Origin of the sequence: Brevibacillus sp. HD3.3A, assembly GCF_013284375.2 — a bacterium.
GTDB classification, from domain to species: Bacteria; Bacillota; Bacilli; order Brevibacillales; family Brevibacillaceae; genus Brevibacillus; species Brevibacillus parabrevis.
On sequence record NZ_CP085874.1, the window covers coordinates 4864073 to 4880376 of the forward strand.

The 16304-nt window shown below is 55.8% G+C and carries 15 protein-coding genes and 2 pseudogenes; 3 read left to right on the top strand and 14 right to left on the bottom strand.

Features of this window, described 5'->3' with window-relative positions:
- Positions 1-187 precede the first annotated feature (187 nt).
- Positions 188-1186: a M23 family metallopeptidase gene (locus tag HP435_RS22600; protein ID WP_122964630.1), complete on the top strand. Its 999-nt coding sequence runs from the start codon at positions 188-190 to the stop codon at positions 1184-1186.
- Positions 1187-1322: 136 nt separating this feature from the next.
- Positions 1323-2030, top strand: a complete 708-nt coding sequence (locus HP435_RS22605; RefSeq protein ID WP_122964629.1) for an ArsR/SmtB family transcription factor — start codon at positions 1323-1325, stop codon at positions 2028-2030.
- Here HP435_RS22605 and HP435_RS22610 read toward each other — a convergent pair.
- From HP435_RS22610 to HP435_RS22660, 11 genes and pseudogenes are all read right to left on the bottom strand, one after another.
- Positions 2027-2910 (bottom strand): annotated as a pseudogene (locus tag HP435_RS22610) (DMT family transporter). The gene HP435_RS22605 and the pseudogene HP435_RS22610 overlap by 4 nt on opposite strands.
- A 91-nt stretch (positions 2911-3001) precedes the next feature.
- On the bottom strand, positions 3002-4162 hold the full coding sequence (locus HP435_RS22615; protein WP_122964628.1) for a GNAT family N-acetyltransferase: 1161 nt from the start codon (positions 4160-4162) through the stop codon (positions 3002-3004).
- The gene (locus tag HP435_RS22620; RefSeq protein WP_122964627.1) at positions 4140-5486 is read right to left on the bottom strand and encodes a F390 synthetase-related protein; all 1347 of its coding nucleotides are present in this window, start codon (positions 5484-5486) and stop codon (positions 4140-4142) included. The genes HP435_RS22615 and HP435_RS22620 overlap by 23 nt, the downstream gene beginning before the upstream one ends.
- Positions 5474-6334 (bottom strand): MBL fold metallo-hydrolase, encoded by an 861-nt coding sequence (locus HP435_RS22625; RefSeq protein WP_173599241.1) that lies wholly within the window; start codon positions 6332-6334, stop codon positions 5474-5476. Before HP435_RS22625 ends, HP435_RS22620 begins: the two co-directional genes overlap by 13 nt.
- Positions 6324-7325, bottom strand: a complete 1002-nt coding sequence (locus HP435_RS22630; protein ID WP_122964625.1) for an NAD-dependent epimerase/dehydratase family protein — start codon at positions 7323-7325, stop codon at positions 6324-6326. The genes HP435_RS22625 and HP435_RS22630 overlap by 11 nt, the downstream gene beginning before the upstream one ends.
- A 33-nt stretch (positions 7326-7358) precedes the next feature.
- Positions 7359-8531, bottom strand: a complete 1173-nt coding sequence (locus HP435_RS22635; protein WP_173597548.1) for an ATP-grasp domain-containing protein — start codon at positions 8529-8531, stop codon at positions 7359-7361.
- Entirely contained in the window at positions 8521-9639 is a 1119-nt protein-coding gene (locus HP435_RS22640) for a beta-ketoacyl-ACP synthase III (RefSeq protein ID WP_254223310.1), read from the bottom strand. Before HP435_RS22640 ends, HP435_RS22635 begins: the two co-directional genes overlap by 11 nt.
- A 30-nt stretch (positions 9640-9669) precedes the next feature.
- Entirely contained in the window at positions 9670-10170 is a 501-nt protein-coding gene (locus HP435_RS22645) for a hypothetical protein (protein ID WP_173599242.1), read from the bottom strand.
- Positions 10171-10221: 51 nt separating this feature from the next.
- Positions 10222-10923: a response regulator transcription factor gene (locus tag HP435_RS22650; RefSeq protein ID WP_173599243.1), complete on the bottom strand. Its 702-nt coding sequence runs from the start codon at positions 10921-10923 to the stop codon at positions 10222-10224.
- Positions 10901-12391, bottom strand: coding sequence for a sensor histidine kinase (locus tag HP435_RS22655; protein ID WP_173599244.1), 1491 nt, complete (start codon positions 12389-12391; stop codon positions 10901-10903). Before HP435_RS22655 ends, HP435_RS22650 begins: the two co-directional genes overlap by 23 nt.
- Positions 12392-12464: 73 nt before the next feature.
- Positions 12465-13367, bottom strand: a complete 903-nt coding sequence (locus tag HP435_RS22660; protein ID WP_173599245.1) for a hypothetical protein — start codon at positions 13365-13367, stop codon at positions 12465-12467.
- A gap of 216 nt (positions 13368-13583) precedes the next feature.
- On the opposite strand from HP435_RS22660, the gene HP435_RS22665 reads away from it, so the two are divergent.
- The gene (locus HP435_RS22665) at positions 13584-14462 is read left to right on the top strand and encodes a proline iminopeptidase-family hydrolase (protein WP_122964619.1); all 879 of its coding nucleotides are present in this window, start codon (positions 13584-13586) and stop codon (positions 14460-14462) included.
- Positions 14463-14539: 77 nt separating this feature from the next.
- Here the strand turns inward: HP435_RS22665 and HP435_RS22670 are convergent.
- From HP435_RS22670 to HP435_RS22680, 3 genes and pseudogenes are all read right to left on the bottom strand, one after another.
- A pseudogene (locus HP435_RS22670) lies at positions 14540-14809 on the bottom strand (iron chelate uptake ABC transporter family permease subunit); the annotation flags it as partial.
- 90 nt (positions 14810-14899) lie between these two features.
- On the bottom strand, positions 14900-15352 hold the full coding sequence (locus HP435_RS22675; RefSeq protein WP_173599246.1) for a hypothetical protein: 453 nt from the start codon (positions 15350-15352) through the stop codon (positions 14900-14902).
- A gap of 530 nt (positions 15353-15882) precedes the next feature.
- Entirely contained in the window at positions 15883-16293 is a 411-nt protein-coding gene (locus HP435_RS22680) for a hypothetical protein (RefSeq protein ID WP_173599247.1), read from the bottom strand.
- Positions 16294-16304 lie beyond the last annotated feature (11 nt).

Here is a 16304-nt window from a genome sequence, read left to right on the forward strand (position 1 = left end):
CGCTCCTTTTTCTAGCTTCATCCCTCATTTTACCATGTCCCTTGCGCCCGCAGCTTTTCAAGCTACCTTAACGGAATCATAATTTTGCCTGTCCGATTTAAGTCGGGCGTAAGTTTCCGTTTCTTTGTGGATAAGAGTAGCTTTTTATAATGGAGGCAACCAAGACGCGAGAGGATGGAAACAGAACATGAAGAAAGTCTCACTGCTGTTAGGAGCGTACGCCATGCTGCTGGTCGGTTGCGGAACCGCTACGCAATACCTCGGGAAGCCGCCCACTCAAGCTGGAACAGCGCAGGGCGCGGCAGAACAATCGGCGGCAAAGCCAATCAAAGCTGAACAGCTCGGGCAAGCTCTCCTTGCCGGAAAAGCCGCTGCCGTCTACGATCAGACCAGCGCCGATTTCAAGCAAAGCATCTCCAAAACCGATTTTGAAAACACGTTTCAACAGTTGAACGCGACGATAAAAGAATGGAAGCACCATTCGCAGCTTCGTTTGAACGGCGACAACTTTTACGACACCTGGCTGGATCAGGACGGGAAGTTCGCCCTTACCGCTGTTACGGACTCGAAAGGGACGATTACCACCCTGCTGGTCAAGCCGCTGGAAACCTTCCCGGCTACGGACAACACCTTGACGAAGCTTTCCTATCAGGCGCCGTTCAAGGGCGACTGGTACGTGTTCTGGGGCGGGCAGGATGTGTTGTCGAACTACCATTACGCGATACCGACCCAGCGCTATGCCTACGACATCATCAAAATCAAGGACGGCTACTCCTACTCCGGAGATGCCACGAAAAACGAAAGCTACTACGCCTTCGGGCAAGAAATTCTCGCGCCGCAGGACGGAACAGTCGTGCATGTCGTGAGCGATATTCCCGACAACGTTCCTGTCGGCATCATGAACGACAAGCAGCCTGCCGGAAACGTGGTCGTCATCGATCATGGAAACGGCGAGTTCAGCTATCTCGCCCACTTGAAGCAAGGCTCGGCAAAAGTGAAGGTCGGTGATCGGGTGAAAAAAGGCGATTTGCTCGGCTTGTGCGGCAACTCCGGCAATTCCAGCGAGCCGCATCTGCACTACCAAGTTTCCGACGGCAAAGACTTGTTCTTGAGCAAGTCGATCCGCGTGCAATGGGAGGGCGGGCTGAACCCGCGTCAGGGCGAAACCGTAAAAGCTGGCAACTAGCGCCCCCCGAACGAAAGCACCTAATGAAAAAGTCCGCTCTTGGCCTTGTCCCGGCTCAAGTGACGGACTTTTTCTTGTCTTCACACATACATTTCGTTTATGATCGAACTATCAATGTGAAAGCAGGTGGATCGAGATGAGTACCAGTCCGAATATCGCCGAGCTTGCCTCCCTGATCGGCGAACCATCCCGTGTGATGATGCTGGTCAGCCTGCTCGGAGGAAAAGCGCTCCCTGCGAGCGAGCTGGCGCAAAGCGCCAAAGTGACGCCGCAAACAGCCAGCACGCATCTGGGAAAGCTCGTCGAAGGCGGACTTTTGACTAGCGAATCGCATGGCAGACATCGCTACTATCGGTTGGCGAGCCCCGAGGTGGCCCATGCGCTGGAGGCGCTTTTGACCATTTCTGCTCCCCAGCCCGTTCGCTCCTTGCGCGAGTCCGATCAGATGCGGGCGATCCGCTATGCGCGTACGTGCTACGATCACCTCGCCGGAGAAGTCGGCGTCGCCTTGACGCAAAAGCTGATCGCGCTCGGCATGATCGAGGCATCCGGACAAGATTTTGTCCTGAACGAAGCCGGAAAAAGCAAGCTGCGGTCACTCGGCGTCGAGGTCGAGAGCAGCCCGAAAAGCAGACGGCGGTTCGCCCGTCAATGCCTGGACTGGAGCGAGCGTCGCCACCATCTCGCTGGCAGCCTGGGGGCTTCGCTCACCAACCGCTTGTTTGAACTGGGCTGGATCGAACGAATCCCCGGCGGACGTGCCGTACGCGTCACACCAAAAGGCACGAGCGGGTTCATCGCGGAGTTCGGCCTTGACGTCACAGGCGAAAAAGAACGCGTCTAGGCGAGCTTTCCCGACTCTTCGCGCTGCTTCCGGGGCGCAAACGTCCAGTTGACGAGAAAAATTCCGGCAAAAATCAGGCAACCTCCGGCGTATACGTTCCACAACACAACCTCCCCGAGCAACAGCCAGCCGGACAGCACGCCGAAAAACGGGGCGAGAAACAAAAAAGCGCTGGTGCGTCCAGGATCACCGTGGCTGAGCAAGTAAAACCAGGTGGCAAACTGCACGATGGACGCCATGATCGCCAGCCAGAGCACGATGAAGATCGACTCCGGCGCAATGATCAGCTTGGGCGTCTCCAGCGTCACGCCCATGATCAGGAGCAAAATTCCGCCGCACAGCATCTGGTAGGCCGTCAGCACCCAGACATGAAACTGCACGCCCCAGCGCTTGACCAAAATCGTCGCGATCGACCAAGCGAGGGCCGAGCCGATTCCGAACAGCGTTCCCGTCTCCCATTGCAGATGCGAGCCAAGTGTCAAAAATACGCCGGCAAGGCCGATCAGCACCCCGAGCCACTGGGAAAAACGGTAGGCCACTCCCAGAAACAACGTTCCCCAGATGACGACCAGAAGCGGATTCATGAAGGTCAAAATCGACGATTCCCCGGCAGTAATCGTTCGCAAGCTCAAAAAATACAGCCCATGACCGCCGCCGTCTGCAAAAATCCGATCAGGCCGATCTTCGCCCACTCCGTTCCCGAGCGGGGCAGCGGCTTTTTCCACACCCACAGAGCCATGAGCAGCCCGGCGAGTGTGAAGCGCAAACCGACAAGCAGCAGCGGCGAAAAGTAAGCCAAGCCGATTTTTCCCACCGCAAACGATGAACCCATGAGTGAAGTCGTGACTACGACCAATGTTCCGAACAAGAGCCGATTCATGTAATCCTTCCCCCTTCAAGCAAATGCTTCGCTGCTTTTCAGTGTAACGGGAAGAAGTTACGATCCGCGTCGAAGTGTGTATGAAAAGGCACTACAACTCGTATTTTTCCACCAATTTGATCCCGATTCGCTCAAGCAATACGGCAAGCGTCTGCCAAATCCACCGCCGATAAACAGGCAGGTGCTTGACGTACACAGCCGTGTATTCCGTCTCCCCGACGGCCCCCCTGTCTGCCTTGAACGCCCCGACTCCCGCGCTCTGGTGCAGCAAAAGGCTTCGCCGCTGTGCCTCCTGCACCAAAAGACTCGACAGCATCCGGTACAACCCAGTCTCTTTCGGCAGTCTGGTATCGTAGCCAAACAAAGGAGTCGTCATCACGCCGTTGCGGACGAAATAACCGAGTATGCCGTCCAGCCGCCCGTCCTTTTCCAGTCCGATCAGCGTGAGTGTCCGCTTGCGCATCGCAAGCCTGATAAAGTCCTCCGTAAACTGAGGGTTTAGCCGGGAGTATTTGTCCAGGTACAGAGCGTTGTACAGCTCGACGATCCGCCCCGCCTGCCCTGCTTCCAGCTCATCGTGCCAAAGCACCCGGTAGCCGGACTTCTCCAGCATTTTCCGATCGCGGGACAGCGTATTGCGCACCCGCCACGTCCCTTTGCCTGGCCACTCCGGGTGAAACAAGTACACGTAGCGGCTCGGGACCATCAGGCAGCCTGCATCCTTCAGCCCTTTGTACAGCTCGGGACTCAGCTTCTGGCAAACGGAGCGGAACGCGATGATGTGCCGCGGCAGCTTTTTCGCGCAAAAGTGTGTGATTTCCCGCGCTTCCTGCGCCGTCCAGTCGTGGTACAAATTCGTGGACAACAGCCAGTTGTTCACAATCGCGATCCGGTTGCAGCGGCTTGCCTTCATCCATAAGCCAAGCGCGGCCAGCACAGGCGCGAGCAGCCTTTTCCACAGCATGGAATCGAGCATGTCCAGCTCTTCGCGGGCGTAAGTGACAAAATGGGTGTACGGTGAACAAACATACGAATTGGTGTACTCCTGCTCATTCACCGTCACGGGCACGAGACGCCCTCCTGCGCGCAGGCCCAGCAGCTTTGTTTGCACGTTTTGGATGTGGCGCTCAGGAGAATCTGTCGCGAGTGTCGTCAAATAGTCGCGGGCGTAGTCGCCATCTGCAAGCTGCGTCCAGTCCAGCGCCAAAAGCTCGTCAGGCTCATACAGCCTAATCTCGTCCTTTTTGCTCATCGAAAGCAAACACCCTCTCTACGCGCCGCAATTTTTTAGCGCCCGAATGAGGCTGGTACGGCACAAAATGGATCGCGGGCACGACAGCGCCATAGGAGCGAATGACAGCCGCGAGACTTTGCCGCACCTCTTCCTGCACCTCTTGCTCGGAGTGCTGCCCGTTTACCAACAGCGCGACTTCCACCTGCTCTGCACCAAGCTGGCGAACCGTGTATTCCTCGATCTTCGCGGATGCCACCATCACAGCCCGCCGGATGAAATCCGGGAAGATGGAAATCCAGCGCTCCTCGTTTTCATGCCCATGCCGGAACCAAAACAGATCGTCCGAGCGCCCTTCTATCGCTTCCAGTGCCATGAACACGGAGCCGCATGGACACGGCGTGCGCCGCTCCGTCAAAATGTCGTTCAGGCGGTAGCGGATAATCGGCTGCGTCTCGCGGGAAAAGTCGGTCAAAATCGGGAAAAACCGCTCCTTCTGCTCATCGAGATACTCTTTTTCCATCACGACGATATCTTCGTTTACGTGCAAAGTGCCGTGCTCGCACGTGACAGCCAGAAGCCCTTCCGTGCACTGGTACACTTGATGAACGAGCTGAGCGAAGCTGTCCTGGATGTACGCCTGATCAAGCGGGTCGAGCACTTCCGCGACCGAAATGACTTTGATCGGCGATACCCGCAGTGCTCCTTGCTGCTTGGCTGTTGCCAGCATGCGCAACATCGATGCCGGGGCGACCAGCACAGTCGGCTGATAACGATTCAGCCGCTCGACGTGCTCTGCTAACGAATTTTGCAGATCAAAAAAAGCAAACTGAATACGCCGTCTGTCTACGGCTGTGTACAAATTGCTGTTCGCCCGCAGGAAAAAGGCGATCCGTTGCTCAGACCAGAGCGGCCCGGGCAGCATTTTGGCCATAATCGTCCCGGCCCATTTGGCCTGCTCTTTTGGCCCGACGAGAAACAGCCCGCGATTGCCGGAGGTGCCGGACGACAAGCCGACCGTGACTCCTTTGAGCTGTGGCGTAAAATCGCGCGTGTTCTCCGCCTGCAGCGCCAGACGGAACGCCTCTTCTTTGGCGATGCGCCGCGTATTCAGCTCGTCAAAATGCTCCATCATCAGCTTTTTGTCAATCGGCGCGAGCTTCCTCCACTCTGCCTTGGACAAAGCGCCCATTCTTTTCAAGTAAAACGGCGACACAGGCAGTATCCGGTTCAGCAGCGCCTTGACCTGGCGATCTTGCCATTTTTCCAGCTGTTCTCGCGTGGAAAAGCGCCGGGCGAGCCACTTCGTCCGCACGTACTGCGCAAGCAGCGTCATGATCTCCATGAAAAATCCCCGCCCTCTTTCGTCGTCTCCCACACTTCGCTGCAATGCGTCGGCATGATCCGCAAGTCGTCTGCTCGATTGCGCGACAGGACATGCAGCTTGTGCAGCTCGTCGCGGTATGCCTTGCGGTCGGACATGATCAGCCTGGCAAGCGGATGCGGCAGCAAAAAGCGGCGGTACGCCTCGCTCGACCAGGCGGCATCCGCGCACAAAAACAGTTCGCCGTGATCGCGGTCACGCACAAACACGCCAAACTGGCCTTGTGCATGCCCGGGCAGATCGACCACCCAAGCGCTCTGGTCGCCAAACAGATCGTATCCTTTTGCATACGGCGCGTACCGCGCTGGCAGCTCAACCGGGGCCAGCCGATCCACAAATGTCACGCGTTCGGCAAAATCGGCAGGCATTAAATCAGGCAAGTACGCCTCGCGCACAGCAGCAAGCCCTGTCTTGTCCTTGATATGCAGATAGGCGCTCTCGTAGCAGTACAGGCGCGCTTTGGGAAAATCGCGCAATCCGCCGATGTGATCCGCATGAAAATGGGAGAGCAAAATGCCTTTTACCTCATCTGCCGCGATCCCCCGCTGGTTGAGCTGGGCCAGCACGCTTTGCTCAGGCGCTGTCACGACAGGCGTCAAGCTTGCGTAAAGCGAGTACGGAAACGATTGGGTCGCCTGGAAAAACCGCGGCGAGTAGCCTGTATCAAACAGCCAAATGCCGTGCTGCGGGTGCTCGATCAGCCCGGCAAGCGCGTGAAAGCGAATCATTTTCACCCTGCCGCCTTTGCGCGAGAACATTTCCAGCTGTCGGCAGTAGCCAGTGTCCAGCCACGTCAATTTAACGTCCATGTTCTGCCCTCCACCATGCCGTAAAAGTTTCAATCCCTTGCGCTATGCTCACGCGCGGCTCGTACCCAAGCTCCTGCCGCGCTTTCGTAATATCGAGCGTCTGCGACTTGGCGAGTACCCCGACGGAATAACGGGTCAGGATCGGCTCGCGGTAGCCGAGCACGGTGCGGGACAACAGCTCCAGCACCCAGGCCGCTCCGTACGCTTGCCAGTACGGCACCTCTTTCGCTCGCAGCGGCATGTCCAGTCGCCGGAACACATCCGTCAGTACGTCGATCAGCGTGACAGCCTCCCCGTTTGTAATGTTGTAGGCTCGGCCGAATGTGCTTGCAGGTGAATCCATGCACAGCACGAGCGCATCCACGACATTGTCCACGTAAGTCAAATCGATGAGCGCTTTTCCGCCCCCAATCAGCGGCACGTATTTTTGTTCGTTGGCGCGAATCAGTCTGGGCAAAATCGCATTGTCGCCCGGCCCGAACAAGGCGCGCGGGCGCAGCGTAATCGTCGGCAACCCCTGCCGATGCGCCTTGTCCACTTCCAACTCAGCCAAATGCTTCGTTTGCGCATACACGTTGGCAAAACGTTCTGGCAGCGGCGCATCTTCCCGGATGCCGTACGCATCGGCAAACGCAAAGTAAATGCTCGGACTGGACACGTGCACCAGCCGCTCAATCCCGTGCTTGTCGCATCCAGCAATGACATGGACGGTTCCGCTCACGTTCGTCTCGTACATGTCGCGAAACCTTCCCCACGGCGAGGAAAACGCGGCAACGTGATAGACGATCTCCTGACTGCGGCATGCGTCTGCTACCGCCTCCCTGTCTCTAATATCTGTACGGACAAAACGGATGCCCTGCTCTCGCAGCTGCCGCCCGATGCCCTCATCCCGTCCCAGCGCAGTCACCTCGTGGCCTTGCTCATGCAGCCGCTGCACCAGCTTTTGTCCGAGAAAACCCGTTCCTCCTGTGACGAGCACACGTTTTTTCATGTGCCTTCTCCCATCCTTTCCAAAGAAACCCGCTCAGCGCGGCACTTCCCCGTTCCATTCGATATCGCTCGTACTGCATGCGAGCATGCTTGTTCTCGTGCTCACGCTTTGCCAGGCCAGATCGCCGAGCATGGCAAACTGGTCAAAAAACGGGCGCAGATCGTCCAGGCGAAAGAGCACATCCCGCGCGCCGGACAGGTCGCGCGCCCACCTTTTCCAGCCCGACCAGCCCTTGACATTTGCCAGTCCGTAGCTCAGCATGGCAAGGCCAAGCATATAGGATCGTCCTGTCTCTGGCACGAGCACCTCTTTTCCACCTGCAAAAAAGGCATCCGCCACCTGTTGCTCCGCAAACAGATGAATCCCGCTCGTCAGCCGCGGATTGCATTCGAGCACATACAGTTCGCCTGCATCGCTCTCGATCAGGTCAAAAGCGATCTGCCCGTTGAACTTGTGCCTGCGGACAAACCGCGTGACAAAATCGTATACTCCGCCATGTCCGGCAGAGGCAAAATGAATCGTCGCCCCTTGCCCGGCCGTGTGCACCGTCTCATAGTCCGCATACAGCGCAAGCTCTCCTTCATGGGCGACCGCGTAGCTGCACAGCTGGCGTCCTGCGATGAACTGCTGGACGAGCCACGGCTGAGCGGCAGACGGGACAGGAAGCCTGGACAACTCCACCCTGGACAGATCGCGGATGATCTGGACATGGGCGGCGAAGCGGGAGTAGACAGGCTTCAGCACGATCGGGCCACTCGCTTGGCGAATCGCTTCATCCCGTTCGTGCGCAGATTCCACCCGAATCGTATGCGGAACTTTCGCCCCTGCTGCCTGTGCCCGTTCCTGAAACAGCCATTTGTCATGCAAAGCGCGCAGCACAGGAAGCGGCTCCACCAGCACGGCGCCATATGCCCGCAACCGCTCGCGGCCGTGCGCGACGTAAAAAATTTCCTCGCAAGTCGGAACGAGCAGGTCGACGCGCTCCTTTTGCATGATCTGGCACAGCTCGGCGATATAGGCATCCGTCTTCGTCCGGGGTGGCGGAACGCGATAGGAGCGGGCTACATAGCGCGAATGAGCGCACAGGTGCCGCCCCGCGCTTTCCGCTACAACGACGCGGTGTCCGCCCGCGTGAAACAGCCGGGCCAACTCCAGCGTGGCAGGTGCCCTCCCTCCTGTCAAAAGGACCGTCCGCTCAGTATTCAAGCACAATCCCTCCGAGCGACAACCCGGCGGAAGTACCGAGCAAAAGCAGGCAATCTCCCCTTTCTACCCGCTTCTGGCTGATCGCCTCGTGCAAAGCCATCGGGATCGAAGCGGCAATGACGTTGCCGTGGTCTGCCATGATATCGACCATTTGCTGCTCCATAAAACCGAGCTTCGTTCTCATGATGCGCAGCGCCATCCCGCTCGCCTGGTGGGGAATGACGGCCTGAAGCTGCTTTTTGCTCACGGACGCTTTCGCGAGCAAGCTGTCGACAAAGCCGGTAATCAACTGCGAGGTCAAACGAAAAATTTTGCGTCCGTCCATGTCAAAAGCGAAGTCATCCTCGTGCCCGTTCGCATAGTGGCGCGGGTGCACCATCGTTCCGCCGCCGCGAATTTCCGAATAGTGCGCTCCTTCGCTGTAGGTTTGCATCGCTGAGCTGACAATGCGGGACGACTCGCCTTCCGGTGTCTGCCCCACGACGACCGCTGCCGCGCCATCGCCAAACAGCACGCAGCTTTCTTTTTGCTTCCAGTTCAGTCCCATCGAAGCGATCTCCGTCGAGACGATCAGCACGCGCTTGTATACACCCGCAGCCATCGCGCAAGACATGACGTCGAGCGCAGTCACGAAGCTCAGGCAAGTCGAATTGATATCAAAGCAAGGAATCCCGGTACGGGAAAGCCCCAGCTCTTCCTGGATCAAGGCCGCTGTGCACGGAATTTCTTGCTGCGCCGTTCCGCTCGCACAGACGATGCAGTCAAGCTCCTGCAACGAGACTCCTGCCGCTTCCGCCGCTCGTTTGGCGGCAATCGCCCCCATCTGCGCGGCTGTTTCCGTTGTAACATAATGGCGAATCCGAACCCCGGATTTTTTTTCGGTCCATCCTGTAGCCAGCCCGAGCTGTTCATCCAGCTCTGCCGCTGTCACGACTCGCGCGGGCAAGTATTTTCCCGTGCCCAGCAATTTTACTCTTCTCTCCATGGTCTGGTTCTCCCTCGATTGTCTGTCTCTCACACTGTATGCTGTCACTGACACCCATTTTACGCAAAAAAATGGCAGCTTGTGGAGGGCATACGCAAAAAAGACTACCTTTCGCCTACGCAAAAGATAGTCTACTGTTACAAAGACGTATGTTCAGCTTTTTCGTTTCCCCCACGGCTTGAACACCGACAAAAGAAACAACAGAATCAGCGAAAGCAGCTGCAAGACAATCCCGATCCAGAGCTTTTCGCTGTTGACGATAAACGCGGGATTGCCCATCGCTTCCAACCCTTGCGCCCAGGCCAGGCTGACCGCTGGCAACGTCCAGACGTACATGGCGACGGGGCCGAGCAGGATCGTGACGAGCGTCAGCACTTCTTTGGCGATGATCCAGTAATAGCGAAACAGTCCCCAATGCGTCCAGACGGAAAGCAGCACGCCTGTGACGATCGTGCCGATGGTCGACGCGCGCACGCTTGTTTTCGCCAAGGTGTGCATCGCGGTGTAACAGGCGGCAAATATCCCGGCATCGTCCGTATTCGCCGCCACGATGCTCAAAACGAGAAACAAAACCGCTCCGCCCAGCATAATCGCTGAAAAGAGCAAATGCAGGAGCAGCAGCCACTTCTTCCCTTTCATGCCCAGCTTGTACATGCCTTCACCTCTTTTGAGCCTCTGTGAGCCGCCGCAGCTACATAGCTACACCTACAGTTGAAAACGGTACCCGACTCCCCAAACCGTTTCGATATACTGCGGCTTCGTCGGGTCGATCTCGATTTTTTCGCGCAGCTTGCTGATGTGCACGGTCACGGTAGCAATATCGCCAAGGGAATCCAGTCCCCAAATTTTCTCGAACAAATCGTTTTTGCTGAACACCCAGTTCGGATGCGTCGCCAAAAACAGCAGCAGCTCATATTCTTTCGACGTAAAGGCAACTTCTTGTCCACGGACGTACACCTTGCGGGCGAGCTTGTCGATCCGCAAGCCGCGCATGCGAATTTCGTCCTGCGGCTTTCGCTGGCTCTGAGAACCATCGGAAACGAGGCGGTCGTAGCGGGCCAGGTGCGCTTTTACTCTCGCCACCAGTTCGCCCAGGCTGAACGGTTTGCTAATATGATCATCCGCGCCCAGCCCCAAGCCGCGGATCTTGTCGATGTCCTCTTTTTTGGCGGAGACGAGCAGGATCGGGATGTTTTTCGCTTCACGCACCTCGCGCAAAATGGCAAAGCCGTCTACCACAGGCAGCATCAAGTCGAGAATGATCAGATCGTATGGCTCTGTCAGCGCTTTTTGCAAGCCGACCTCTCCCGAATGGGCGACCTCGACTGTATAGCCGTTTGCTTCCAGGTAGTCTTTTTCCACCTCTGCGATTACCGTGTCGTCCTCAACGATCAATATGTGCTTCATCCGCTCCACCTTCCGTCCCTTTTTGCAGCGGCAAGGAAAAACAGACGTCCGTTCCGCTGCCGACCTCGCTGCGCGCCCAGACGCGTCCTCCGTGCCCTTCTACCAATTGCTTGACGATCGCAAGTCCCAGTCCGCTGCCGCCCGTTGTCGTGTTGCGCGCAGGGTCCGCCCGGTAAAAGCGGTCAAAAATGTGCGGCATCGCTTCCTCCGCAATACCCGCTCCATTGTCGGCAATCGTCACAATAACTTCGTCTGCTGTCCGCTCCACTCGCACGTCGATTTGTTTCAGTGGTTTGTCCATGTATTTCATGCTGTTGTCGATCATGTTCATCAGCACCCGATGCAGCTTTTCCCGATCTGCCATCACGGCAAGCGGGCCGCCCTCTGTCCCCGCGACGTTCAGCCGTACGTCAGACATACCAGGCTCCAGACGCAGCGCCTGCACCCAATCGGTCAGGTAGGCCCGAATATTGACCGGCTCCAGATGAAAAGGCAGACGGTTCAAGTCCAGCCGCGAGTACAAAAGCAGCTCGTCGATGAGCCGATCCATTTGCGCGGATTTGCTGGCGATCATCCGCATGTATTTCTCCCGTTTCGGCTGCGTATCGGCAATTCCGTCCAGCACAGCCTCCACGCACGCCTTGATTCCGGTAATCGGCGTCTTCAAATCGTGCGAGATGCTCGCAATCAGCTCTTTGCGGCTTTCCTCGTATTGTAGCTGCATGCGAATCGAGTCGTACAACCGGACGCGCATCTCCTCAAAAGCCTCGCCCAGCTCGCCCAGCTCATCTTTTCGCCCGAGTTGTACAGGCCGCTCCAGATGGCCCTCCTTGATCTCGTGAGCCGCCTGTTTGAGCGCGTACAGCGGACGGATGATGCTCTTGGACACCAAATACGTCAAAATCCCGTTCGTCAGCCCGATAATGACGAGGAAGCTGACGATCATGAGCGCAAAGAAAGAGATTCCCGACGAAAACAAGGAGCTGTCGTCAGCCAGAAAATAAAGAGTGCCCTGACTCTTGTCGGCGAAGGAAAACGCATACGTCCTGGCGACATGTCTGCTGCTTTCCCATGGCGGCCACTGGCGCGGGCGTTCTTCAGCCGCAGCGGACTGCATGTATTTCGGCAAATCGGCCTGAGCCAGGGAAGAAGAAGCGAACAGCACCGCTCCCTCTTTCGCCAATATGAATGCTCCGCCAAACGGGCGTAGTTGCTCATCCGTTTCGGTCAGCAGCTCATTGTCCAGCAACCGCTCCGCATCGTGCTGCGCCAAAAACGCCACTCCTGCAAACAGCTCGTCTCGTCTGTCCATGTTTTGCCGAAACAGCGGTTTCCCCGGTGCTTTTTCGCGCGGGAATGACTCTCCCCAAAAAACCGCCACCAGAGTCGAGGCGACCAGTCCAAAACAGACCACCGGAACGACGATCATGGCGATATAAGACAACCAAAGCCTCGTTTTGATTGACATGGTTCCTCTCCTCCGATGCGCATAATTGCTGTCATTATACTACAGCGCCTGGCAAAAGACGCACGCCCCTGCCTTAGTGCCGCCAGCCGCCTTTTGCCCAGTGGCTGCGCATCTCTTCGCGAGTCACTTTCTCCACTTGTTTCCCCGTCAAATCCACGCGCTCGGGAGTGGTCGCTGCCAAATCCGACAAGCGGACGTCCACAGTCAGTTGCAACGTATGCACGACGCCGGAAGCGTCCGTCCCGACCAGCTCCACCTTGGCTGTTTGCTGCTCGATCTGGTTTTGCTCGTTGATCGTCGCGTTCAGCACGACTTGCTCCAGATGCACGTCTTCCTGCAAAGCGGGCAGCTTCAGCGCGAGTCCTTTTTCGGCTTCACCCGCCCTCGCTTCCTGGCTGCGTTCAACGATTTTCGCGTACATGATCGGGCCTAGCATTTTGGCGAACACAGGCATTTGCTCCTCGTCGAGCTTCAAGGATACTCGTTTCCCGCCATCCGGCAAGTTTTCCATCGTCGTCCATTTCTCCATGCTTCCGAACAATGTTTTGTGCACCTGCTCGATCATGGCGCTACTCATAGCGTGCTGATCCTGCTCAGGCTGTTGTTGTTGCCAATCCATTGCCTCCATGACGCGATACAGATCGCGATCCCCTTTTTTAAAAACCATTTGAGTCGGCTCGCGAAATGCTTGAAAGCTTCCTTCGCCGTTCGCATCGACATACGTGCCATCCACGCTGCCCAGCTTCTGCTCATGATCGACTTTGGCCACCCCGTCGACTGCAAAAAGCTTCGTCTGGTTGTCTGTCAACTCCAGGTGAGCGTGCGCAGTCAAGCTCCCTGCTTCTTTCGTCTGCTTTAACGCCGATTTGTACGACTCCAGTGCGCCGTTGTCCGCTTGCGCCGAAACGCTCATCCCCCACGTCGCTCCCCCGCCGATTCCGACCGCCAATGCCACCGCCAGCCATTTTTTTCGCACCAGTCATCCCTCCAGTTTCATGTAGAAAGCAGCCTCACTTTCTCTACTAGCGATGATAAAGCGGAAGCCTAAACGCGTTCTAAACGAAATCTAAAAAAAGTGTAAAATCATGCGCTTGGCGCACGCACACAGCTACTCACGCAAAAATCTTCTAAAAATGGTATATTGGTAAAAAGAATTGGATCAACAAGAGTGACAAGTGGAGGATGAAAAACGATGAACAAGCAGGAAGGCTACATCGAAGTTCCTGGCGGAAAAGTATGGTACAACCGCGTCGGCACAGGCAATCACACTCCGCTGATCGTGTTGCACGGCGGGCCTGGCAACACGCACGACCCGCTCCAGTCTGCATTGCACGTGCTTGGCGACGAGCGTCCCGTTATTTTTTACGACCAGCTCGGCTCGGGCAACTCGGACAGACCGACCGACTCCTCGCTGTGGAAAACGGAGCGCTTTGTAGAAGAGCTGGCCTGCATTCGACAGGCGCTTGATTTGACCGAGGTTCATATTCTCGGCCATTCGTGGGGAACGATGCTGGCTGCGGCTTATTTGATTGACGCTAAGCCTGCGGGCGTTGCGAGCGTGATTTTCTCCAGTCCTTGCCTCCGTGCCCAGCTCTGGAAAGAAGACGCTGATCGGCTGATCGCCCAACTGCCGGAAGACGTCCAGCAGACGATTGCCCGGCACGAACAGCAAGGAACGACGGATTCCAAAGAGTATCAGGACGCGATGAAACAATACTACGCGCGCCACGTTTGCCGCATGGAGCCGTTGCCAGAAGTCATGACGCAAAGCCGTGCGAAAGCCAACAAAGACGTGTACATGACGATGTGGGGGCCGTCCGAGTTTTGCCCGACAGGCAATCTCAAGACGTTTGATTACACGCCGAAGCTGCATGAAATCGCGATTCCTGCCCTGTTTGTGTGCGGTCGCTACGACGAGGCGACCCCGGAAGCAACAAGCTACTACCAGTCGCTCGTGCCAAACGCCGGGCTGCATGTGTTGGAGCACAGCTCCCATCTCGGCTATTTGGAAGAAACAGACGAATACGTACAGACCGTCCGCGCGTTTTTGCGCCAAGCGGACAAGCGATAATTCCGGTTGACTCGATATGGAAAACACAAGAAGCCCCGTCTCGCAGCAGTGTGCAAGACAGGGCTTTTTGTGTTTGTTTACCAGCTTCTGCTTTGTTCTTTGCCGATCAAGTAAAGGAAGTACGGCGCACCGATTACAGCCGTCACGATGCCCACCGGAACCTCAAGCGGAGGTAACAGCCATCTGCCCAGTCCGTCCGCTGCAACCAGCAAAATGGCCCCGAGCAGGGCAGCTACAGGAAGCAGCCAAATGCGCTTGCCCCCGACCAGCCTGCCAGCCATGTGCGGAGCAAGCAAGCCGACAAATCCGATCGAACCGACAACCGCGACACAAGCTCCGGCCAACGCTTTGCGCCACTTCCCGCAAGCGGCTGGCTGGCAGCTCCAGCAGCACCTTTGCCCGGTCGATCCGCAAACGGGTTATGTAGTCGGAAAAGCTCACACCTTTGAGCGTCTTGAACATGCGCGAATGCATCCAGACTTTTGTGCAGTTCCTCCATCAAATGCAAAACCTGCGAATGGCTGCGCACATGAAACGACTTTTCCAGCGGGAAATCGGCTTGTTCCCTGGAGAAAAGTCCGCTCCGTCCCGGACGATGCTGCCTCCGTCCAAAAAGCGAACTCGATCAAAAAGACCTCCAGCTGCTTGCCCGCATGCGCGCAAATGGAGGTGTCCGTCCACGGCCTGAGAAAAACGACATCGCCCGCCTCCACAGCCTGTTCGGTCGCATTGCTTGTCAGCGTACCTTTGTGACTTTTGACAAACCCGATGCGCTGGCAGGAAGAAGCCGGAAGCGAATGCGGCTCCTGGTGAGCACATGTGACAAGCGATACGCTCTGCACGGAAAAAATCATCTGTCGGAACTGTCGATAAACCTCGTCAGCATGCAACGTTGGCCCCTCCTCTCCTGTATCCCTTTTAGCTATCCACTATTATAGCTCGTCTGCCGTGCCCCCGCGCATCAGGGAGCGGGGATGGAAAACAAAGGAGGCCGTAAAAAGCGTAAAGGCTCTCTCGACGGGTCGAAGGGTTAAACTGATTGATTGATTGTCTGCGATTTCCGGATTTTCGGTCGTACTTTTTATTTGCTGTATGGATGGTTTTTTAGGGGTGACATAGTTTGACCTGTTTGTTGCTGTTTCAGGGATGCTTCATGATTCAATGGTATGTCTGTCTTTTCTCTCTATGCAGCCGCACGGATTCTAGCATGAACTTGTCAGGTTAGCTTCTAAAGGCTGGGCTTTTTTTCAACAAAAATACACCCCTTAGGTTGCATCGGATCTACCAGGAGGTTTAATCCAATGTCTATTTTAGGAGGTGCACTTCATTGACCGATAGTTGGTCAGCGCTTTTTGCTTAGCCGCTTTTTTGTATTTATTTTGCAAAAGGACAAGAATGGTATTGCGGGTTTTAATTGCTCTTATTTTACCTCTTCGAAGTCTATGATTTTTCCCTCACTTTTTTCCGTGCTAATTTCATTCCAGCCCTCTTTATCTGTGCCTATATTTTTTGCGCCAACAGTTCGTTTAGTATCAGAGCCTTCATTATTCTTGCTATACTTATGCAAGATATTTGTACCATCCGCTTGTTTTTCCAAAATGTACATCTCATTGTTCTCTTCATCCATATAAATACTTGGCACTACATCACCGTTTGCTTGCTCAAGCATGATATTCATTACTATTTTAGCAATCCCCTTATACTCTTCACTTTTTAAAACCTCTTTGTGATCCAGCTTTTTCAAGTCGTCCAGATTAATGTCAAAGCTGCTTGCAATGTCATTGTCAACCTTTTCTTTAAACTCTGCAATTCTTTGTTTTACAATCACCATGTCATCTTGCT